Below are 18324 nucleotides of genomic sequence, written 5' to 3' on the forward strand. Positions count from 1 at the left end.
GTATTACGTATTCTATTTACTGTACACTGTCGCTATTTCTAATCAAAGTTTGATCCTCCGATATGCGTAAAAATCTGCGAATTATCGTCGCGACGCTTGTCTGCATCGCGATCCTGCCCTTCTCCGCCGCTGCGCGCTCAGATGGGCCAAAGCAGCGGTTTCCGATCACCATCAATCACGCCTTCGGCACCTCCACCATTGAGGCGAAACCTGAACGCGTCGCCACCGTGGCCCGGGCAAATCACGAGGTGCCCCTGGCACTGGGTGTGGTGCCGGTAGGCTTTGCCGCAGCGGGATTTGGTGACGATGATGGCGATGGGCTACTGCCCTGGGTGAGCGCCCGCCTGAAGGAGCTCGGTGCACCGGTACCGGCCCTCTTCGATGAGGGGGACGGCATCGACTTTGAAGCGGTCGCCGCGACCCAACCCGATGTCATTCTGGCCGGCTACTCTGGCCTCAGTCAGGCTGACTACGACACGCTGAGCATGATCGCGCCGGTTGTCGCCTATCCGCAAGCCCCCTGGTCCACCAGCTGGCGTGAGCTGATCCGCACGAACAGCGCGGGGCTTGGCATGGCCGCCGAGGGGGAAGCTCTTATCGGACAGATCGAAGCAGAGATCGCAACAAGCGTCGCCCGCTACCCGGAGCTGGAAGATAAAACGGCGATGTTTATCACCCATCTGGATCCTACCAACCTGAGCATCCTGCACTTCTATTCCGGCAACGATGCACGGGTCAGCTTTTTCGAAGACCTGGGCCTGCATTCACCGCAGAGCGTGATCGACGCAACCCAGAAGGGTCAGTTCTCCGGCGAAGTCAGTATCGAAAAGATCGACAGCTTCGATGATGTCGATATCTTCGTCACCTACGGCGGCGAGCAGCTGCTTGGGCCCCTCAAGTCCAACCCGCTGACTTCCAGAATGCGCGCCATCGCCAAGGATGCCGTGGTGATGCTCGGCAACGGCCCTAGTGCCACCGGCGCCAACCCGACACCGCTTTCCATCCCCTGGGTGCTGGATGACTACGTTGATACCCTGGCGGCGGCCGCTCGCAAATCAGAATGACCCCATCCACAGCCGCCACTTCGACAGCTAGAGGCGCGCACGGGGCACTGAAGCCGCTCAGTCTGCTTTGCCTGCTGACTCTGTTGGCCGCGCTCTGTTTTCTGTCCGTCGCGATCGGTACCCGTGAGGTCAGCTGGGAAGAGATCTTCGCTGCGCTGAACGGCCAGGTGAACACGGTGGGTGAAGCGGCCGTGGCAATGCGGATTCCGCGCACACTGCTGGCAGTCATTGCCGGAGCCGCACTGGGCCTGGCCGGCGCGATCATGCAGGGCGTGACGCGTAACCCGCTGGCGGACCCGGGTATTCTCGGGGTCAATCTTGGCGCGACACTCGCCGTGGTGATTGGCCTGGCCTGGTTTGGCATGAGCCTGGCGTCAGCCTATGTCTGGACGGCCATTATCGGTGCCGGCGTCACCGCGGTCTTCGTGTACCTGATCGGTTCGCTGGGCCGCGGCGGCGCCACCCCGCTGAAACTGGCCCTGGCCGGGGCGGCCACCTCGATTGCCCTCTCCTGCTTTACCCTGGCCGTGGTTTTGCCGCGCAACGATATCGCCGGTGGCGTGCGCTCCTGGCAGATCGGCGGTGTGGGCGGCGCTACTTTCGATACGCTTAACCTGGTACTGCCTTTTCTGCTGGCCGGCTTTGCCATCAGCCTGCTGTCAGCTCGCAAGCTGAACACCCTGGCGCTCGGCGATGAGCTGGCCGCGGGGCTCGGCGAGAAGGTTGCACTGGCGCGGGCAACGGCCGGCATTGGCGCGATTCTGCTGTGCGGGGCAACCACAGCGGCCTGTGGCCCCATAGGTTTTGTTGGGCTGGTGGTGCCACATCTATGCCGCCTGCTCGTCGGCGTGGATCACCGCTGGCTGCTGCCCTTTTCCGCCGTTTTCGGCGCCAGCCTGCTGCTGCTCGCCGATGTGGCTGGACGAATCCTTGCCCGCCCCAGCGAAATTGAGGTTGGCGTCGTCACCGCCTTTATCGGCGCGCCGTTTTTTATCTGGATCGTTAGACGCCAGCGGGTGCGCGACCTATGACCGCTCATATGGACAACAGCCTGATCAAGGTACGCCGCGGCCGACTGAAACGCGCGCGCAGCTGGCGAACACTACTGGCAACCTTCGTCTTTATCCTGGTGGCGGGCTTTGCTCTGACGCTGATGCTCGGTCAGTCGTTTACAGCGCCGCAGGAGGTGCTGCGTGTACTTCTGGGTGAAAACGTTCCCGGCGCCAGCTTTACCGTGGGTCAGCTGCGCCTGCCCCGCGCACTGCTGTGCATACTGGCCGGTTGCTGCTTTGGCTTGGCCGGTGTGGCCTTTCAGATCATGCTGCGCAACCCGCTGGCCAGCCCCGATATTATCGGCGTCAGTGGCGGTGCCAGCGCTGCCGCGGTATTCGCCATCGTGGTCCTGCAGATGGACGGCGTGGCGGTATCGATATTTTCGGTCTTTGTCGGGCTTGGTGTTGCACTGCTGGTCTATGGCCTCTCTTACCGCAACGGCGTTGCCGGTACCCGGCTGATCCTTATCGGCATCGGCGTCTCGGCGATGATCGAGAGCTTTATCGCCTATATTCTTGCGCGCGCACCCTCCTGGGATCTTCAGGAGGCGATGCGCTGGCTCACCGGCAGCGTCAATTCGGCCCAACTGAGCCAGGCACTGCCGGTGCTTATCGCGCTACTGGTGTTCGGCGGTATTCTGCTCTGCCGTGCCCGGGATCTGGAAGCTCTGCGCCTCGGGGACGACACCGCTGCCGCCCTGGGAGTGAGGGTTGGTGTGACGCGCATCACCGTGATCGTCTGCGCCGTCGGCATGATCGCCGTCGCTACCGCAGTCACCGGGCCCATCGCCTTTGTCGCTTTTCTCTCCGGCCCCATCGCTGCACGGATTATCGGGTCGAATGGCTCGCTGGTGATTCCATCTGCACTGGTCGGTGCCTGCCTGGTGCTCGTGGGCGACTATATCGGCCAATTCTTATTACCGAGCCGCTACCCAGTAGGCGTTGTCACCGGCGCGCTCGGCGCACCTTACCTGATCTACCTGATTGTTCGCGTTAACCGCAACGGAGGCTCTCTATGACTGCCGCACACTCCCTGGTTGTTGAAGATCTGTCGGCTGGTTACGGCGAGCGTACCATCCTTGATGGCCTTGATCTCAGCTTCGCGGCAGGCCGGATTACATCGATCGTCGGCGCGAACGGCTGTGGTAAATCCACCCTGCTGCGCACCCTGGCCCGTCTACTCGCCCCTTCCGGCGGACAGGTGCTGCTGGATGGCAAATCGGTGCACCGCAGCCCTACCCGCATGCTGGCGCGCACCCTGGGCCTGCTGCCCCAGTCACCGGTGGCGCCGGAGGGGATTACCGTGGCGGACCTGGTCAGCCGAGGCCGGCATCCTCATCACGGCCTGATCTCCCGCTGGAACAGCCATGACGACGCTGCGATCGCCAAGGCGCTGGAGGTCACCCAGACCACCGACCTGGCCGACCGGGAGGTCGACGCCCTGTCCGGCGGACAGCGCCAACGGGTCTGGATCGCCATGGCGCTGGCTCAGGAGACAGACATCCTGCTGCTGGACGAGCCCACCACCTTTCTCGATGTCAGCCACCAGGTCGAGGTACTGGACCTCCTCACCGACCTCAACCATCAACGCGGCATCACCGTGGTTATGGTGCTGCATGATCTCAACCTGGCGGCGCGCTATTCAGACCAGCTGGTGGCGATGGCCGGCGGCAAGCTCTATGCCCATGGCGAACCGGACAGCATTCTCAATGAAGAGATGATCCAGTCCGTATTTGGCCTGCGCAGCCAGGTAATCCCCGACCCGATTTCCGGCAAGCCGATGATGCTGCCGATCGGTCGTCACCGTCTCGCCTCCGAACGCTAGAGCGACCTTTAAGCGTCGATACCTGGATCTTCGGGTAACCACTCCGGGTTTATAAAACATGCGTCATAAATGATTTAACAATAATCTACATGATTATAATTCTCATTATTGACATCAAGCTTCGCGTTCCTCAAGATGTGCGTGAATGTAGCCATCGAGCGACTGTTCAACTTTTCTTGTAAACGCGAAGGATGCAACGAATGACCGATCACAAAACCACCCTGGGATATTGCACTCCCAGGTTCCAGCGCAGCGCGGCAACGCTGATGTTCTGTGCCCCTCTGGCCATCATTCCCATGACCGTAAACGCCGAGGAAGCAGACAACGCAGAAGTCTTTCGTCTCGCACCCGTGATCGTTAACACCCAGGCCGCCGCCGATGATGACGCCAACTCCATCGTTGCTCGCGAACTCTGGGTCGGAGGCAAGGTCGCCACCAGCGTCCTCGATACCCCGGCCTCGGTGTCTGTTATCACCGAAAAAGAGATCAACCAGCGCGAAGCCGACACCACCGAGGAGGTTCTGCAGTACACCCCCGGTGTAGTCACCGACTATTACGGCACCGATGACCGCAACGACTATTTCCTGATCCGCGGTTTCCAGGCAACCACCTACCGCGACGGCCTGACCCTGGGCTCCATGCGCGGCGTGCGCGAAGAGGCCTACGCTTTCGAACGCGTTGAAGTGCTGCGCGGCGCCAACTCTACCCTGTTTGGTCCTGCGGACCCGGGCGGCTCGGTCAACTTTGTCAGCAAGCGTCCAAAATTTGAACAGTTTGGCAGCGGCTACCTGACTTACGGCGCATTCGATCATGTGGAAGCAGGCCTCGATGTCGGCGACATGATCAACGACGAGCTCGCCTTCCGCATCACCGGCAAGATCAAGGACAGCGAGCGGGAATACGATCACTCCCAGGATGACAACCAGTTCTTCATGGCAGGCCTGACCTGGGAGCCAAGCGCGTTCACCACCGCCAACCTGATCGTCGATTACCTGAAACGTGACAGCAGCCCGAACAGCGGCGGCTACCCGCTGGACAAAGAGTACAGCCGGGATGACTTTTTCGGTGAGCCGGGCCACAACAACCACGAGGTTGAGCGCAGCAGCATCACCGGCCAGCTGACCCACGACTTCAACAACGGCCTGGTACTGCGCGGCAACCTGCGCTACAGCGACCTGACCGATGACTTTGGTTACGTCTATATCTCCGACAACGCCAACCGCACCGGCAACGTCGTCAACCGTGATTACTTCGGTACCGACAGCGAAGCTCAGGAGCTGATCGGCAACGCCATCCTGCAATACGATGCCCGGTTCGACAACGTCGACAGCAGCACCCTGGTCGGTGTCGAATACCGCGACGCTTCCACCGAAAGCAGCTCGATCTACACTGCAGTAGGTCCGATCGATGTGACCGACCCGCAATACAGCGGCGTTCCGAGCGGCTTGCTGCCTTACACCGGGAACGATCAGGATTTCAAAACCAAGTCCGTGTTCCTGCAGCAGAACCTGTCGTTTGTCGATCGCTTTATCGTTACCGCCGGCGTACGCCAGGATTCACTGGACCTCTCCAGCACAGATCTCAGCGGCGTGACCGAGTCTGATGATTTCTCCGAGACTTCCGTCCGCGGCGCCCTGACCTACAAACTCACCGACGAGGTTTCCACCTACGTCAGCTTTGTTGAGTCCATCGCACCGCCATCCATCGGCGTCAAAGCCGAGCGCGGCGACCAGGTCGAGCTGGGTGTGAAATATGCCCCGGCCAACACCAACGCCATCTTCTCTGCGGCGATCTACGACCTGAACAAAGACGATGTCACCATCGCCGTGGTTCAGGACAACGGCACCATCGAGCGTGAAACCATCGGTGAGTCCCGTGTTCGCGGTCTCGATCTGGAAGCCAAGGTCGACCTGACCGACAACCTGAGCCTGACCGGCGGCTACTCCTACATGGATACCGAAGTGGTTGAAGGGACACTGCGCAACGGCACCTCCATCAAAGGCAACGAGTTCACGTCGGCACCGACCCACTCGGCGTCAGTCTGGACCCATTACACCCTGCCGAAACAGGGCATGAGCTTCGGCCTGGGCGCGCGCTACACCGGCTCCTACTACTTCGATGCAGCCAACACCGCGAAGAGCGAATCGGCCACCCTGTTCGACTCCTCCTTCAGCTACCGTATCCACAAGGATACCGACCTGAAGATCAACGTCCGCAACCTGTTCGACGAGCAACACGTGGTAGGCTCGGGCACCGCCGACTACTACAACCCGGGACGCGAAATCACCGCGACGGTTAACTACCGCTGGTAACAGCGGGTTCAGGAAAACAAAAAGAGCGGCCACGGCCGCTCTTTTTCGTTGCTGGGCAGATCAAATCCACCCTGTCTTTTAATCAGTTTGTGGAGGGCTCAGCCTTCCATTCCGGCAGCGGGAACAGCTTGTCATAAGCCCAGTTAAAGCCGAACGCGTAGGCCATGTAGAACAGTGCAAACGACAGGTCCATCACAAACGCGGTCCACAGAGAAACACCCAGGTACCAGGCGATAAACGGCATCAACACCAACAGCAGGCCAAGCTCAAACAGCACCGCATGGGCGATCCGCATACGCGCAGACTTCTGCGTGGTACCGGTATAGCGTTTCAGGCCGATATCGAAAAAGTAGTTGTAGGCAAAGTTCCAGCCCGTTGCCAGTGTGGCGCTAACGACACCAACCACACCGATATCATGCATCGGCATCTGGAACACCTGCGCCCCTAACGGGACGATAAGCAGTAAAGCGATGAGTTCAAAACTGATGGCGTGACGAAGACGATCAAGCGGGGAGCGCATGACGACAACCTCTACAAAGCGCCGGGTCGTCCCGGCCATTTAACCGTTTGGGGAGGTCGTCCTCCGGGGAGGATCATCACACGAGTGCAGGGATAGTTCAAGCCGGCACTCGGCAGCGGACAAAAAAGGATCTGGTCGATATTAGCGATCAATGGCAAAAGAAAGTCGATCACGCGCCTACCAGAAAATAGGCTAGACTCTCGCTTTTTACCTCACCACCGCTGAGCGACTCGCAGCAGATGTACGAGAAATCAACATGAAACATCCCAAGGACAAGGAAGCCTTCCTGGCCGGCGCTAAGGCGCTGCTGCCACTGGTACCGGGCGTACTTCCTTTTGGCCTGGTGACCGGTATTACGGCATCAAAGCAGGGCTTTTCAACTCTCGAAACCATGGGCATGACCCTGCTTTTCTTCGCAGGTTCGGCTCAGCTGGTCGCGCTGCAACTTCTGCGCGACGGTGTGCTCCCGCTGATCATTCTGCTTACCGTGCTGGTGATTAACCTGCGCTTCATGATGTACAGCGCGTCTATCGCGCCACACATCCACTCCCTGCCGAAACCTCTTAAGTGGCCGCTCTCTTACATGCTTTCGGATCAGGCCTATGCTCTCAGCATCGTCAAGTTCACCTCGACACCCTCCACCAGCCATCTGCCTTACTTCTTTGCAGGTTCTGCTCTTACCATGTGGCTGTCCTGGAATGTCTCGGTATTGCTGGGCGCCATGCTGGGTACCGGCATTCCGGAAAGCTGGTCTCTGGACTTTGCCATCCCACTCGCCTTTCTGGCCATCCTGGTTCCGGCGATCAAAACCTCGCCCAACCTGGCCGCTGCGGCTATTGGCGGGCTGGTAGCCGTCCTCGGCATCGATGCCCCCTATAACCTGGGGATGTTGCTGGCTGCCGTCTCCGGAATCAGTGCTGGTTTAGTGGTAGAAAGCTGGCAGCGCCATCAGCTAGCCAAGTCTCAAAACGGAGGTAACCATGAGTGATCTCGCGCTCTGGAGTCTGTTCGCAGCGGTCGGCATCGGCACCTTTGCTCTGCGTTTTAGCTTTATCGGCCTGCATGGTCGTTTGCATATCCCGCCCATGCTCAAACGGGCCCTGGCGTATGTTCCTGCCAGCGTGCTGGCCGCACTGGTCGTACCTGCTGTCACCCTGACCGGGCCCGATAAGAGCTTTGCCTTCGATAATCTGCAGATACCTGCGGCGATTATCGCCGCACTGGTTGCCTGGAAAAGCCGCAACACCCTGCTGACTCTCGTCGCGGGGATGTGCTCTCTGTGGTTGCTGCAGGCAATTTTTTAGCAGGATAAACCGACCTCAGCCGCTTGTAACCCGGCTTTACAAGGCATTACCGAAAGCAGCGCGGTGCGGCGAGCAGCGCTCGTCTCGAGTGGCATTCTCTCGGTTATTTGCTAGCTTGATTGGGATACTTTCTGTCACTGATCAGCTATGGATCTTGTTTAAAAATGACACAAGGCACTGAGCAAGAAACAGCATTTGAAACCGTTTTTAGACATTCCAAAGATGGCCTGGCGATATTCAAAAACGGTGTCTTTGTAGATTGCAACCAATCTATGCTGGATCTGGTCAGCCTGGATGAGAAAGAGCAATTTATCGGTCGGACCCCTATCGACTTCTCCCCCGAGTATCAATTTGACGGTCGCCCTTCTGCCGAAAAAGCGATGGAGCTTATCAACCGCTGCTATGAAGAGGGCAGCGTTCGCTTTGAATGGATTCATATAAGATCCGATGGGACACCATTTTGGTGTGAGGTCATCATCACAAAAATGGTTCTGGATGGTGACCTGGTCGTTCAGTCTAATTGGCGGGATATCAGCGAGAAAAAAGACCTCGAATTAAAACTGGCAGAGCAGAAGGAGATCTTCGAAACCCTGTTTAAAGAGTCGATGGATGCCTTGGCTATCTTCGACGGTCAGCAGTATCTTGATTGCAATAAAGCCTTCTTGAACATGTTCGGCTTTAAGAAAAAAGAAGATGTTATTGGCCTTCATCCGAAAAACCTCTCACCTGAGCTTCAACCCGATGGTCGAGAGTCAAAAATTGCGGCACGAGACATTATCCAGGACTGCATGGATAAGGGGAGCGTCAGGTTCGAGTGGCTGCACCAGAAAGCCTATGACGCGATGTTCTGGACGGAAGTTATCATCACCAGGGTCGTTTTAAATGGTGTCGATTCTATCTATGCGATCATCCGCGATATTTCAGAGAAAAAGCAGCTCGAGTTCCAGCTTTATGAGCGTAATGCCGAGTTGGACCAATCCAACAGAAATCTTCAACATTCCATCGCTAACTTAAAACAGACGCAGGATAAACTGGTTGAGTCAGAAAAAATGGCCAGCCTGGGCTCGCTGGTTGCCGGTATCGCACATGAAATCAATACACCAGTGGGCGTGGGGCTGATGGGTATCACTCAGTTTATTGAAGAAACCCAGGCTATCCGAAAACGTTATCAGCAGGGGCAGCTTGACGAGGAGATGTTTGAGCAGTTCCTCAGCAGCGCCAGCGACCTCTCCAATATGGTTAATAAAAACCTGGAACGAACCGCACACCTTGTCAGAAGCTTCAAACAGATCGCCGTTGACCAAACCAGTGAAGAAGACAGAGCGATCAACCTGAGAGACTATATTCAGGAAATCATTTTCAGTCTGAGCTCGGTGACTCGTAAGGCTAAAGCGAATATCAGCATAGACTGCAGTGACAGCTATAACGTTGTCACTAATCCGGGTCTCCTTTCTCAGGTCGTTACCAACCTCGTCGTCAACTCAATCACACACGGTTTTAGAGACAGACTGGCTGGCAATATCGACATAGCTCTGCGCGAGCGCGATAAAAAGCACTTTGTCCTCATCTATAAAGATGACGGCAAGGGAATCAGCAAAGAAAACCTGCCTAAGATATTCGACCCATTTTTCACCACCAATCGCGCTAATGGCGGCACGGGCCTAGGCCTTAATGTGACATATAACATCGTCAACAATGCCTTGGGAGGCAGCATCAAGTGCCGTAGCGAAGAAAATTCAGGAGTTGAATTTACGATCGTGTTTGAAGTGAAAAAGAGGATGTAAGGCTAATACTTACATCCTCAGTATTAAATATCCAGCTTCTGTATCCGATGCGGGTACTTAAAAGGCTATAGCCTTTATAAGGCGTTAGTACTTATAAGGCGTTAGCGCCTAGTTTACTCTTCATCGTCCGGATAAATCGCTCTTAACGCCATAATGCTGTCAAAGTGTTCGATAGCTAAATCGCACAATTGCGGGTCGAAATGTCGACCCCTCTCCTCTTTGAGCAACGCCAGAATACGTTCAGCCGGCCAGGGTTCTTTATAGGAACGCCGTGCCGCCAATGCATCGATCACATCGGCGATCGCCATAATACGACCTTCAATGGGGATATCCTCCCCTTTCAAACCGGCTGGATACCCCGAACCATCCCATTTCTCATGGTGATAAAGTGCAATACGGGCACCCACCTGGGGCAATGCCCGTTTAGAGTTGTAGAGTAAATCAAAGCCAACCTGAGCATGGGTTTTCATTACTTCCCACTCCTGCTCATCCAGCTTGCCGGGCTTGTGCAAAATGCTTTCTGGAATCGCGATCTTGCCAATATCATGCATCGGAGTGGCATACTTGATGAGCTGGACAAAGTGTTCATCAAGCCCGGAACGTTGTCCCAGAAACTCACAGATCAGCGATACGCGACGCACATGAGAACCTGTCTCTTTACTGCGTTTTTCGATCGCCTCGCCCAAAATACACATTAACTCCTGCTGGGTACGCTCGATATCCTCGCGGCTGGTCAGATTCTCAAAGATGATGGAAATTTTCGTCAGCATCACGTTCAAGAGCCGTTGAGTCAGCTCTGATACCGGCGCAGTCAGCGTGACAGATACGACCGTCTCGCTGCTCTCGGAAAGCTGGGTAAACTTACAGAAAAGCCCGTCGGCAATCACATTTCGCTTGGTGGTTAACGCTTGATTGACCTTTTCCCGTATCTCCCCGGGAAAAATCTCACGCTCAAGACCGGTATCGATATCGTATCGATCGCCATCGTAAGAGAGCAGGATCTGCTCTCTGTTACCCAAGGCATTCACCAGCTGGTAGTGCAGATAAAACGAGATCGGCGCCTGTCCAAGCAGGGCTTTGAGCTCTTTCAGTACCTGCACACAAAAGGCTTCGCTGTTGCTGGCCTGCAGCACCCGCGTTGTCGCACTGACGACATCCTCAAGACCTTTATGGCCTTGTTTTACTTCAATAATATCTCGGTAGGAACGAATCGCGGCGTAGATGGTGGTTTTCAGGCGGGTGGAGTTCAGTTCGGTCTTATTTTTGTAATCGTTGATGTCATAGTCGCGGATCACGTCCTCTTCAGGCGCTTCACCGGGTTGCCCTGTACGCAACACCAGACGCGTGGTGGTGTTCTTTTTACTTTCCCGAATCCACTTAACTAAATCGAGGCCGGCATGGTCATCTTCCATCACCACATCAACCAGCGCCAAGGCGATATCGGCATGCTGCTCAAACAGCACCTTTGCCTCTTCTGCTGAGTTGGCCTTCAAAAACATCAGCGGGCGACTATCAACCAGCACCCGCTTGAGCACCATCTCAGAGATGGAGATAACGTCATCCTCGTCATCAATAAGCGCAACTTTCCATGGCAGGAGTGGATAGTCCATATGCGCTCGAGCAGCCTGAGAGCCCGGAGCGCGATTCACTGATTTATTTGAAAATAGCGGATTTGGCATAGAGTGGACCTGAACGTCGATGACTACACATGACACCTGGCTAAAAGATAGATTGCGCCCGATTCAGCGTCCACTTTCCCTAAAGAAACCGGTTGATGGAACAGATCCTCTCCTTGAATTTTCTGACGCTACTGTTCTGAATACGCCCGCTTAAATATTTAAGTATTTAAAAGTCCGGAGCAACTCAAGATATTCATATGCACGCTGCCGACCAGCGCTACACCTAAACATCACAAAACAGGCTGAAATCATCCTTGAAACACCGACAGCCCCATTGACTCCAGCCCAACTTGTGATAGCGTACTAGTACATGAATACACCCTATATAAATGAATTGCTCGATCACCTGCTGGAACAGCGGGATCGGGTCAGCCTGGAGCAGGCACTGGAAGCGTTGCTGACCCCTTCGGAGTTGACCGAGGTGTGCAAGCGGCTGCAGATTCTGCGCCTGCTCGATGAGGGTGTGCCCCAGCGCGAGATCGCTCGCCGGTTGGGGGTTGGTATCGCTACCGTGACCCGCGGGTCACGCGCCCGAAAGTCGGAAACCTCCTGAACGGAACTGTCCAGTGTTATGAATAAGCCCGCCAGAATCGAACTGCCGCGCAAACCTCACTATGTCACGCTGACCGCGGACACAGACTTCTTCGGCCTGTTCAAAAAGATCGAAAAGCGCTTCGACAACTGCTTTATGCTCGAATCGCTGGGCGAGGAGAGTTTTATCTCTCGCTACTCCATTATCGGCTTCGATCCGGAACAGGTGCTTTATGCCACCGAAGGCGCCCTGCATATCCAGCAGCGCGATGGCAGCACCGAGACCTGGCCCAGCGAGAACCCCTACTACCTGCTGCGCGAAATCGTCCCGCAGAACATCATCTCGCGTAAGTACGCCGGTGGTCTGACCGGCTATATCGGCTACGACTGCATGAACTACTTCGAGCCGACGCTGAAACTGCAGCACAGCGAGATGTTCGATGTGTTCCGCTTTGGCGTGTTCAAGGATGGTCTGATTTTCGACAAGATGACCGGCGAGGTTATCTACTTCTACTACACCGACAGCCGTATGGAGTTAATCGAGTCGATCCTGGCGGAGCCTGCGGTGCCGAACGGCGACCTGGTGATCACCCCCATGGGCGAAACCATGAGCCAGGAGGAACACGCCAACGCCGTAATGAAGGTGAAGCAGGACATCATCGACGGCAAGATCTTCCAGTGTGAGGTGGGCTTCAAGAAGCGCTTCAAACTGGAGGGCGACACCATCGCCATCTATGAGCAGCTGCGCGAGGTGAACCCTTCACCGCAGATGTACTACGTCAAGTTTGGCGATCAGAAACTGATCGGTGCCAGCCCTGAGCTGCTGTTCCGTCTGCGCCAGGGCGAGATGGAAACCTTCCCGCTGGCCGGCACCACCAAGCGTGGCAAGGATGAGGTGGAAGACACCCAGTACGCCCGCGCCCTGCTGAACGATCCGAAAGAGATCGCCGAGCACAATATGATCGTCGACCTGCACCGTAACGATATCGGCCGCGTGGCCCGCTTCGGGACCGTCAAGGTGCGCAGCCTGATGGATATCAAGCGGTTCAGCCACGTGCAGCATATTTCCAGCGAGATTGTCGGCATCATCGCCGAAACCGAGGATATGTTCTCGGCACTGGCGAGCAACTTCCCCGCCGGCACACTCACCGGCGCGCCCAAGATCGAGGCGATGAAGATCATCGACGACCTGGAATCGGACGGCCGCGGCCCCTACGGCGGTGCGGTGGGCCACTTCTCCTTCAACGGTGATTGCACCTTCGCGATTCCGATCCGTACGGTATTTGCCAACGGTGAGGAAGCCTACGTGCAAACCTGTGGCGGCAACGTCTACGACTCCAACCCGGCCGATGAATATGAAGAGATCAACCGCAAGTTCGCCGGCACCAAAAAAGTACTGGATACCTTTATGAAGGAGGCCGCGGAATGAAGGTCTACATCATCGATAACTACGACTCCTTCACCTACAATCTGTACCAGTTTATCGGCGAGATCCTCTCCAGCGCCAAACTGACCGGCGAAATCGACGACTTTGATATCGTCGTAAAGCGTAACGACCAGGTCAGCCTGGAGCAGATCAAGGCCGCGCGGCCTGACCGGCTGATCATATCGCCGGGACCGGGTTCACCCGATGATCCCGAGTACTTCGGTGTCTGTGCCGATGTGATCCGCGAGCTGGGCCCGCAGGTTCCGCTGCTGGGTGTCTGCCTGGGAATGCAGGGCATAGTGCATGTATTTGGTGGCAAGGTGGTAAAGGCACCGCTGCCGATGCACGGCAAGATCAGCCCGATCAGCCATAACGGCCAGGGCGTGTTTGCCAACACCCCGGACCAACTGGAGGTCATGCGCTATCACTCGCTCATCGCGGAATCGGAATCCCTGCCGGAGTGTCTGGAAGTAACCGCCGTGGTGGGCGATCTGACGGAGCCGGAATTCTCCGATCTGGAGCGGATCCATCAAGGCGGTGCGTTCGAGATTATGGGCGTACGCCATCGCGAGCATCCGATCCAGGGGATTCAGTTCCACCCGGAATCGTTCGCCACAGAAGGTGGAAAAGAACTGATCTCCAACTTCCTGTTCCAGCAGTAAACACAAACCCGCGACTGCTGCGCAGCCGGGTTAAAGAAGATACGCCCCCCATGCCGATTCAACTCGCATGGGGGCGTTCGTAGCCGGCCTGACAACCTCATTGAGGCGTCACTGCTCCCCTTCCCCCGAATCCCCTTCACCCGAATCGCTTTCGCCAAAATCGTTTCGCTCAAATGGCTTCGCCTAAGCTACCTGATTGCGTCCCGCTTTCTTCGCGCGGTACATGCCCTGATCCGCCTTGCTTACCAGCTCACGGATGGAGAGTCCGTCCTGCGGGTAACTGGCCAAGCCGGCGCTACAGGTCACACTGAGGATCTCGCCACCACTGGATACGAAAGGCCTTGCAGCCACCTCGGCAACCAGACGTGTAATCAGCGCCGTACCCTCCTCGACACTGATTCCCGGACATAGCAGCAGAAACTCCTCTCCGCCCCAGCGAAACAGGTTATCGGTGGATCGCAGATGGCTTTTGAGCGTGCCCGCGAAATGCTGGATCGCTTTGTCACCATCCAGATGACCGTAGGTATCGTTCAGCAATTTGAACCTGTCCAGGTCAAACATCGCTACCTGCAGCGGTTCGCCGGTCTGCTGGCTTTTCATTAAATGATGCTCGAACAGCTCATAACCCGCGCGGCGATTGCAAAGGCCTGTCAGTTCATCAACCCGAGCACGGTGCAGCAGTTCTTCAGCATGACGCTGGGATTCGGTGATATCGATGACCAGGCCGACAACCCGCATAGGCTCACCATTTTCGTCACGTTTGGCGATCAGACCGCGGTCATGTACCCAGATAAAGTTACCGTTGCGGTTACGCAGCCGGTATTTCACCTCGTATCGGGCACTCTCGCCACTGAGGTGACTTTCCATGGCATCCATCACCCGCTTTACATCATCCGGGTGTATTGCATTGCTCCAGGTTTCGACCGTCGGGTTCTCGATCTCATGAGGGCCATACCCCATGATCCGAAACCACTGCGGGCTCAAAAAGAGGGAGCTGTCCTCCAGATTCCAGTCCCAGAGCCCATCGCTGGATTCATTCAGGAACAGGGTACGCAGATGCTCATTTTCCAGCAGATAGTCACGGTGCCGCTCGAAACCAGACAGATCCCTGGCCACCGATACGAAAACACTCCGGCCCTCATACTCGATGCAATCTGTGAGGATTTCGACCGGGTAGTCGCTGCCATCCTTGCGCCGATGACGTCCCATAAAAAGAAAAGAGCCTTTGCGCTGAATCTCGGCGGAGATTTCGTTCCACTGCTCAAGGCCCAGTACATCCTTGTTCAGCGTCATCGCGCTTTCGCTGACCACTTCCTGCCTGCTCATCCCCAGAGCAGCGCAACCAGCCGCATTGGCATCGATGATATTGGAGGTTTCGGGGTCGATCAGATAGACCGCATCGCTGATATGGCGATACATCTGATAGAAAAATTCTGACGGCAATCCTTGCTCATTTTTGTCCATAAACCCACACCCTTTTGATCAGGGGTAATTCAGATTAAATCCTAGCACGGCGGCCGCTCGGCCACTGCCGTATACGACCCGTTCCATATCGCAGATCATTAAAGTCTCTAATTTATGACAAAGTATTTAGCCACTGTTCCAGGTCGGCCGGCGCCATCGGACGTCCAAGCAGGTAGCCCTGGAACTGCTGACAGCCATAGCCAAGCAGAGCTTCGCGCTGCTCCGAAGTCTCCACCCCTTCTGCTATCACCGCCAAGTCCAGACTTTCCCCCAGCGCAACGACCGTCCTGACGATCGCTGCGTCGTTGGAGTCCGTGAGCAGATCCTGCACAAACCCCTGGTCGATTTTCAGCTGGTTCAGCGGTAGACGTTTAAGATAGGTCAGCGACGAGTAACCCGTGCCAAAGTCATCCAGCGAGAAGCGCACACCTTTTTTACACAGCTGCGCCATTTTCTCGATGGTCTGCTCCACGTTTCGGACCAGCAGGGATTCGGTCAGTTCCAGTTCCAGCAGCCGGGGATTGGCGCCGGTCTGTTCCAGCACATCGATTACTTCCGCCACAAAGCCGGTTTCATGCAGCTGATGAGCGCTGATATTCACCGATACCCGGATACCGGCGAGCTGCGTATGGCTGGACCAGTGCACCAACTGCTCACAGGCCTGCTGGAGAATCCAGCGACCAAGGGGGCGAATCAGCCCGGTGCTTTCAGCAACCGGGATAAACAGCCCCGGCGAGATCCGCTCTCCGGCGCTCGTTTCCCAACGCACCAGAGCTTCAAGACCTATCAGCCGGTGCTCTGCATCGAACTGGGGCTGATAGTGCAGTTCAAACTCGTTCTGCTCCAACCCCAACCTGATACCGGCTTCAAGCTTGGCGCGGGAGTGCAGCTCTTCCTGCATAGCCGGGTCGTAAAAGCAGGTTTTATTGCGACCATCCAGTTTGGCCTGGTACATCGCGAGCTCCGCCCACTTGATCAGGTCACCTGCCGGCTGATCGGCTCCCTGAAACAGCGTGGCGCCGATACTCGCGGTAGGCTCAAAACTATGATCGTCGTAATCGAACGGCACCTTGATCAGCTTACGCAGATCACCCGCCAGATGTTCTACCTGGGCCTCTGCAGTGCCTCTCTCCGCGTCTAGCCCCTCAACCACCAGGACAAACTCATCGCCGCCGAAGCGCGCCAGTGTGTCTTCCTCCCGCACCCTGAGCTGCATACGGTCAGATACCTGCACCAGCAGGCGATCACCCGCCTTGTGCCCGAGAATATCGTTCAGGTCACGGAAGTTATCCAGGTCGATAAACAGCACTGCGCCATGATGGTCGCCCTGCTCAGCCTTTTCCGCCGCTTCCTCCAGGCGCTCGAGCAGCAGACGCTGATTGGGCAGGCCTGTCAGAGAGTCGTAAAACGCCAGGCGGTGAATGCGCTGCTCGCTTTTCAACTGCTCGGTAATATCGGTGGAAACCCCCACCAGACCGGTAATGGCGCCATCTTCGTCGCGCAGAGGCTGTTTCACGGTGAGGAAGGTGCGATGATCATCCGAATCCCTGCGGGTACCGACCTCCTCTTCCATGATCCGCTCACCGGTTTTGATTACCCGCTGATCCGTCTCCCGCAAGCCGATCACGGTCTCATCGCTAAACAGATCCTCATCGCGTTTACCGATAATCTCGGCTTCGGACCGGCCCAGAAATTCGATCATCCGTTGATTGACGTAGTTGTAACGAAAATCTGTGCCCTTCACGTAAATCAGGGAATCCACGTTGCTCAACAGCACGCTGAGGTAATTTTCACTCGTTTTCAGGCTGTCGGTTTTCTCCGCCACCTGGCGGCGCAGCAGGGCCACAAAGCCGATCGCCAGCAACAGCGCCCCAGCCAACCCCGCCAATATCCATAACAGAAAGGCCGGGATTGCGGCTTTATGCTCGCCCGACCAACGGCTTAACGCCTCGTAATAAGGCGAATCAGGCTCGGCTTTCCACTCTCTGAGCCAGTGATCGATGCGTGCCCCAAGCTCCTTGCCGCTGTTCAGCGGGGCGGCATAGTAAAGATCGACCGGCTGAAACACCATCGCCGCCGGCTCAAGGCCAAACCTGGCCGCGTTGAAATCACCGAACAGCTGATTAGCCACTGCCACATCGGCGCTGCCCTCGCGTACCGCATCAAATGCGGCTTCAAGGCTGTCCACTTCGATAAAACGTGTATCGACCTCGAAGCCCGAGGTCACCTGAATGAGGTAGGCTTCCTGTACGGAGTCCACCAAAACAGCGACCCGTTGGCCTTCCAGGTCCATCGGCGAGTGCACGTCGGTGCCAGCACGGGTATAGACCTGTGACCAGGCCAGCAGGGCTGGCTCCTGATGGAAGGAGAAGAGATTAAGACGCTCGGGGGTCTTGGCGACATCGGGCAGCAGATCGATATCACCATTGCGAAGAAGCTTCAGGCAATCGTCCCAGCTACAGGGAACAGCCTCTAACTGCCAGTCCTCCTCTGCCGCGATTTCACTCAGCAAGTCGCCGAAGATGCCGCTGACAGCCCCTGACTCCATGCGGATTTTAGGGGGGTTGTCATAAACGCCCACGCGCACTACCTGCTGCGCGAACGCAGGCCAGGACGCCCCGAACAACCCGGTAAACGCCAACGCAATGGTGGTATGAGTGAGCCTTGACGTCAGGCGCATATTGATTCCTTAGGGCATCCG

General features: G+C 56.5%; 15 protein-coding genes. 11 read left to right on the plus strand and 4 right to left on the minus strand.

Going from position 1 to position 18324, the window contains the following annotated elements; genetic code table 11:
- Positions 1-62: 62 nt before the first annotated feature.
- The 5 genes from C4S72_RS15220 to C4S72_RS15240 all read left to right on the plus strand — a co-directional run bounded on the left by C4S72_RS15220 (position 63) and on the right by C4S72_RS15240 (position 6253).
- Positions 63-1064, plus strand: coding sequence for an ABC transporter substrate-binding protein (locus C4S72_RS15220; protein WP_104004019.1), 1002 nt, complete (start codon positions 63-65; stop codon positions 1062-1064).
- Positions 1061-2095 carry a FecCD family ABC transporter permease gene (locus tag C4S72_RS15225; RefSeq protein ID WP_104004020.1) on the plus strand — a complete coding sequence of 345 codons (1035 nt, stop codon included), beginning with the start codon at positions 1061-1063 and terminating at the stop codon, positions 2093-2095. Before C4S72_RS15220 ends, C4S72_RS15225 begins: the two co-directional genes overlap by 4 nt.
- Positions 2092-3135, plus strand: a complete 1044-nt coding sequence (locus C4S72_RS15230) for a FecCD family ABC transporter permease (protein WP_104004021.1) — start codon at positions 2092-2094, stop codon at positions 3133-3135. The genes C4S72_RS15225 and C4S72_RS15230 overlap by 4 nt, the downstream gene beginning before the upstream one ends.
- Positions 3132-3941: an ABC transporter ATP-binding protein gene (locus tag C4S72_RS15235; RefSeq protein WP_104004022.1), complete on the plus strand. Its 810-nt coding sequence runs from the start codon at positions 3132-3134 to the stop codon at positions 3939-3941. The genes C4S72_RS15230 and C4S72_RS15235 overlap by 4 nt, the downstream gene beginning before the upstream one ends.
- A gap of 266 nt (positions 3942-4207) precedes the next feature.
- Positions 4208-6253, plus strand: a complete 2046-nt coding sequence (locus C4S72_RS15240; protein WP_407657713.1) for a TonB-dependent receptor — start codon at positions 4208-4210, stop codon at positions 6251-6253.
- Positions 6254-6335: 82 nt separating this feature from the next.
- On the opposite strand, the gene C4S72_RS15245 is transcribed toward C4S72_RS15240, so the two are convergent.
- On the minus strand, positions 6336-6773 hold the full coding sequence (locus tag C4S72_RS15245; RefSeq protein WP_104004391.1) for a PACE efflux transporter: 438 nt from the start codon (positions 6771-6773) through the stop codon (positions 6336-6338).
- Positions 6774-7029: 256 nt separating this feature from the next.
- Between C4S72_RS15245 and C4S72_RS15250 the strand changes: the two genes are divergently transcribed.
- From C4S72_RS15250 to C4S72_RS15260, 3 genes are all read left to right on the plus strand, one after another.
- On the plus strand, positions 7030-7761 hold the full coding sequence (locus C4S72_RS15250; RefSeq protein WP_104004023.1) for an AzlC family ABC transporter permease: 732 nt from the start codon (positions 7030-7032) through the stop codon (positions 7759-7761).
- Positions 7754-8077 (plus strand): AzlD domain-containing protein, encoded by a 324-nt coding sequence (locus tag C4S72_RS15255; protein ID WP_104004024.1) that lies wholly within the window; start codon positions 7754-7756, stop codon positions 8075-8077. Before C4S72_RS15250 ends, C4S72_RS15255 begins: the two co-directional genes overlap by 8 nt.
- 164 nt (positions 8078-8241) lie before the next feature.
- Entirely contained in the window at positions 8242-9861 is a 1620-nt protein-coding gene (locus C4S72_RS15260) for a PAS domain-containing sensor histidine kinase (RefSeq protein ID WP_104004025.1), read from the plus strand.
- A 113-nt stretch (positions 9862-9974) separates the two neighbouring features.
- Here C4S72_RS15260 and C4S72_RS15265 read toward each other — a convergent pair whose 3' ends face one another.
- Complete coding sequence (locus C4S72_RS15265; RefSeq protein ID WP_160115529.1) at positions 9975-11471, minus strand: HD domain-containing phosphohydrolase; 1497 nt, start codon at positions 11469-11471, stop codon at positions 9975-9977.
- 379 nt (positions 11472-11850) lie between these two features.
- Between C4S72_RS15265 and C4S72_RS15270 the strand changes: the two genes are divergently transcribed.
- Genes C4S72_RS15270 through C4S72_RS15280 form a run of 3 tightly spaced genes read left to right on the plus strand, consistent with a single transcriptional unit; the run spans position 11851 to position 14159 of the window.
- Entirely contained in the window at positions 11851-12093 is a 243-nt protein-coding gene (locus tag C4S72_RS15270) for a Trp family transcriptional regulator (RefSeq protein WP_104004027.1), read from the plus strand.
- Positions 12094-12111: 18 nt separating this feature from the next.
- A complete protein-coding gene (locus tag C4S72_RS15275; RefSeq protein WP_104004028.1) occupies positions 12112-13500 on the plus strand; it encodes an anthranilate synthase component I family protein in 1389 nt (462 codons plus the stop codon).
- On the plus strand, positions 13497-14159 hold the full coding sequence (locus tag C4S72_RS15280; RefSeq protein WP_104004029.1) for an anthranilate synthase component II: 663 nt from the start codon (positions 13497-13499) through the stop codon (positions 14157-14159). Before C4S72_RS15275 ends, C4S72_RS15280 begins: the two co-directional genes overlap by 4 nt.
- Before the next feature lie 183 nt (positions 14160-14342).
- On the opposite strand, the gene C4S72_RS15285 is transcribed toward C4S72_RS15280, so the two are convergent.
- Both C4S72_RS15285 and C4S72_RS15290 read right to left on the minus strand, forming a co-directional pair.
- Complete coding sequence (locus C4S72_RS15285) at positions 14343-15623, minus strand: GGDEF domain-containing protein (protein ID WP_104004030.1); 1281 nt, start codon at positions 15621-15623, stop codon at positions 14343-14345.
- Between the two features lie 112 nt (positions 15624-15735).
- Positions 15736-18303 carry an EAL domain-containing protein gene (locus tag C4S72_RS15290; RefSeq protein ID WP_104004031.1) on the minus strand — a complete coding sequence of 856 codons (2568 nt, stop codon included), beginning with the start codon at positions 18301-18303 and terminating at the stop codon, positions 15736-15738.
- Positions 18304-18324 lie beyond the last annotated feature (21 nt).

This window comes from Marinobacterium lutimaris, from assembly GCF_900108065.1.
Classification (GTDB): Bacteria; Pseudomonadota; Gammaproteobacteria; order Pseudomonadales; family Balneatricaceae; genus Marinobacterium_D; species Marinobacterium_D lutimaris.

Excerpts from the sequence above, each read along its gene's own strand:
- C4S72_RS15220 (WP_104004019.1), top strand. The coding sequence starts at position 63 with ATGCGTAAAAATCTGCGAATTATCGTCGCGACGCTTGTCTGCATCGCG.
- C4S72_RS15225 (WP_104004020.1), top strand. The coding sequence starts at position 1,061 with ATGACCCCATCCACAGCCGCCACTTCGACAGCTAGAGGCGCGCACGGG.
- C4S72_RS15230 (WP_104004021.1), top strand. The coding sequence starts at position 2,092 with ATGACCGCTCATATGGACAACAGCCTGATCAAGGTACGCCGCGGCCGA.
- C4S72_RS15235 (WP_104004022.1), top strand. The coding sequence starts at position 3,132 with ATGACTGCCGCACACTCCCTGGTTGTTGAAGATCTGTCGGCTGGTTAC.
- C4S72_RS15240 (WP_407657713.1), top strand. The coding sequence starts at position 4,208 with ATGTTCTGTGCCCCTCTGGCCATCATTCCCATGACCGTAAACGCCGAG.
- C4S72_RS15245 (WP_104004391.1), bottom strand. The coding sequence starts at position 6,773 with ATGCGCTCCCCGCTTGATCGTCTTCGTCACGCCATCAGTTTTGAACTC.
- C4S72_RS15250 (WP_104004023.1), top strand. The coding sequence starts at position 7,030 with ATGAAACATCCCAAGGACAAGGAAGCCTTCCTGGCCGGCGCTAAGGCG.
- C4S72_RS15255 (WP_104004024.1), top strand. The coding sequence starts at position 7,754 with ATGAGTGATCTCGCGCTCTGGAGTCTGTTCGCAGCGGTCGGCATCGGC.
- C4S72_RS15260 (WP_104004025.1), top strand. The coding sequence starts at position 8,242 with ATGACACAAGGCACTGAGCAAGAAACAGCATTTGAAACCGTTTTTAGA.
- C4S72_RS15265 (WP_160115529.1), bottom strand. The coding sequence starts at position 11,471 with ATGGACTATCCACTCCTGCCATGGAAAGTTGCGCTTATTGATGACGAG.
- C4S72_RS15270 (WP_104004027.1), top strand. The coding sequence starts at position 11,851 with ATGAATACACCCTATATAAATGAATTGCTCGATCACCTGCTGGAACAG.
- C4S72_RS15275 (WP_104004028.1), top strand. The coding sequence starts at position 12,112 with ATGAATAAGCCCGCCAGAATCGAACTGCCGCGCAAACCTCACTATGTC.
- C4S72_RS15280 (WP_104004029.1), top strand. The coding sequence starts at position 13,497 with ATGAAGGTCTACATCATCGATAACTACGACTCCTTCACCTACAATCTG.
- C4S72_RS15285 (WP_104004030.1), bottom strand. The coding sequence starts at position 15,623 with ATGGACAAAAATGAGCAAGGATTGCCGTCAGAATTTTTCTATCAGATG.
- C4S72_RS15290 (WP_104004031.1), bottom strand. The coding sequence starts at position 18,303 with ATGCGCCTGACGTCAAGGCTCACTCATACCACCATTGCGTTGGCGTTT.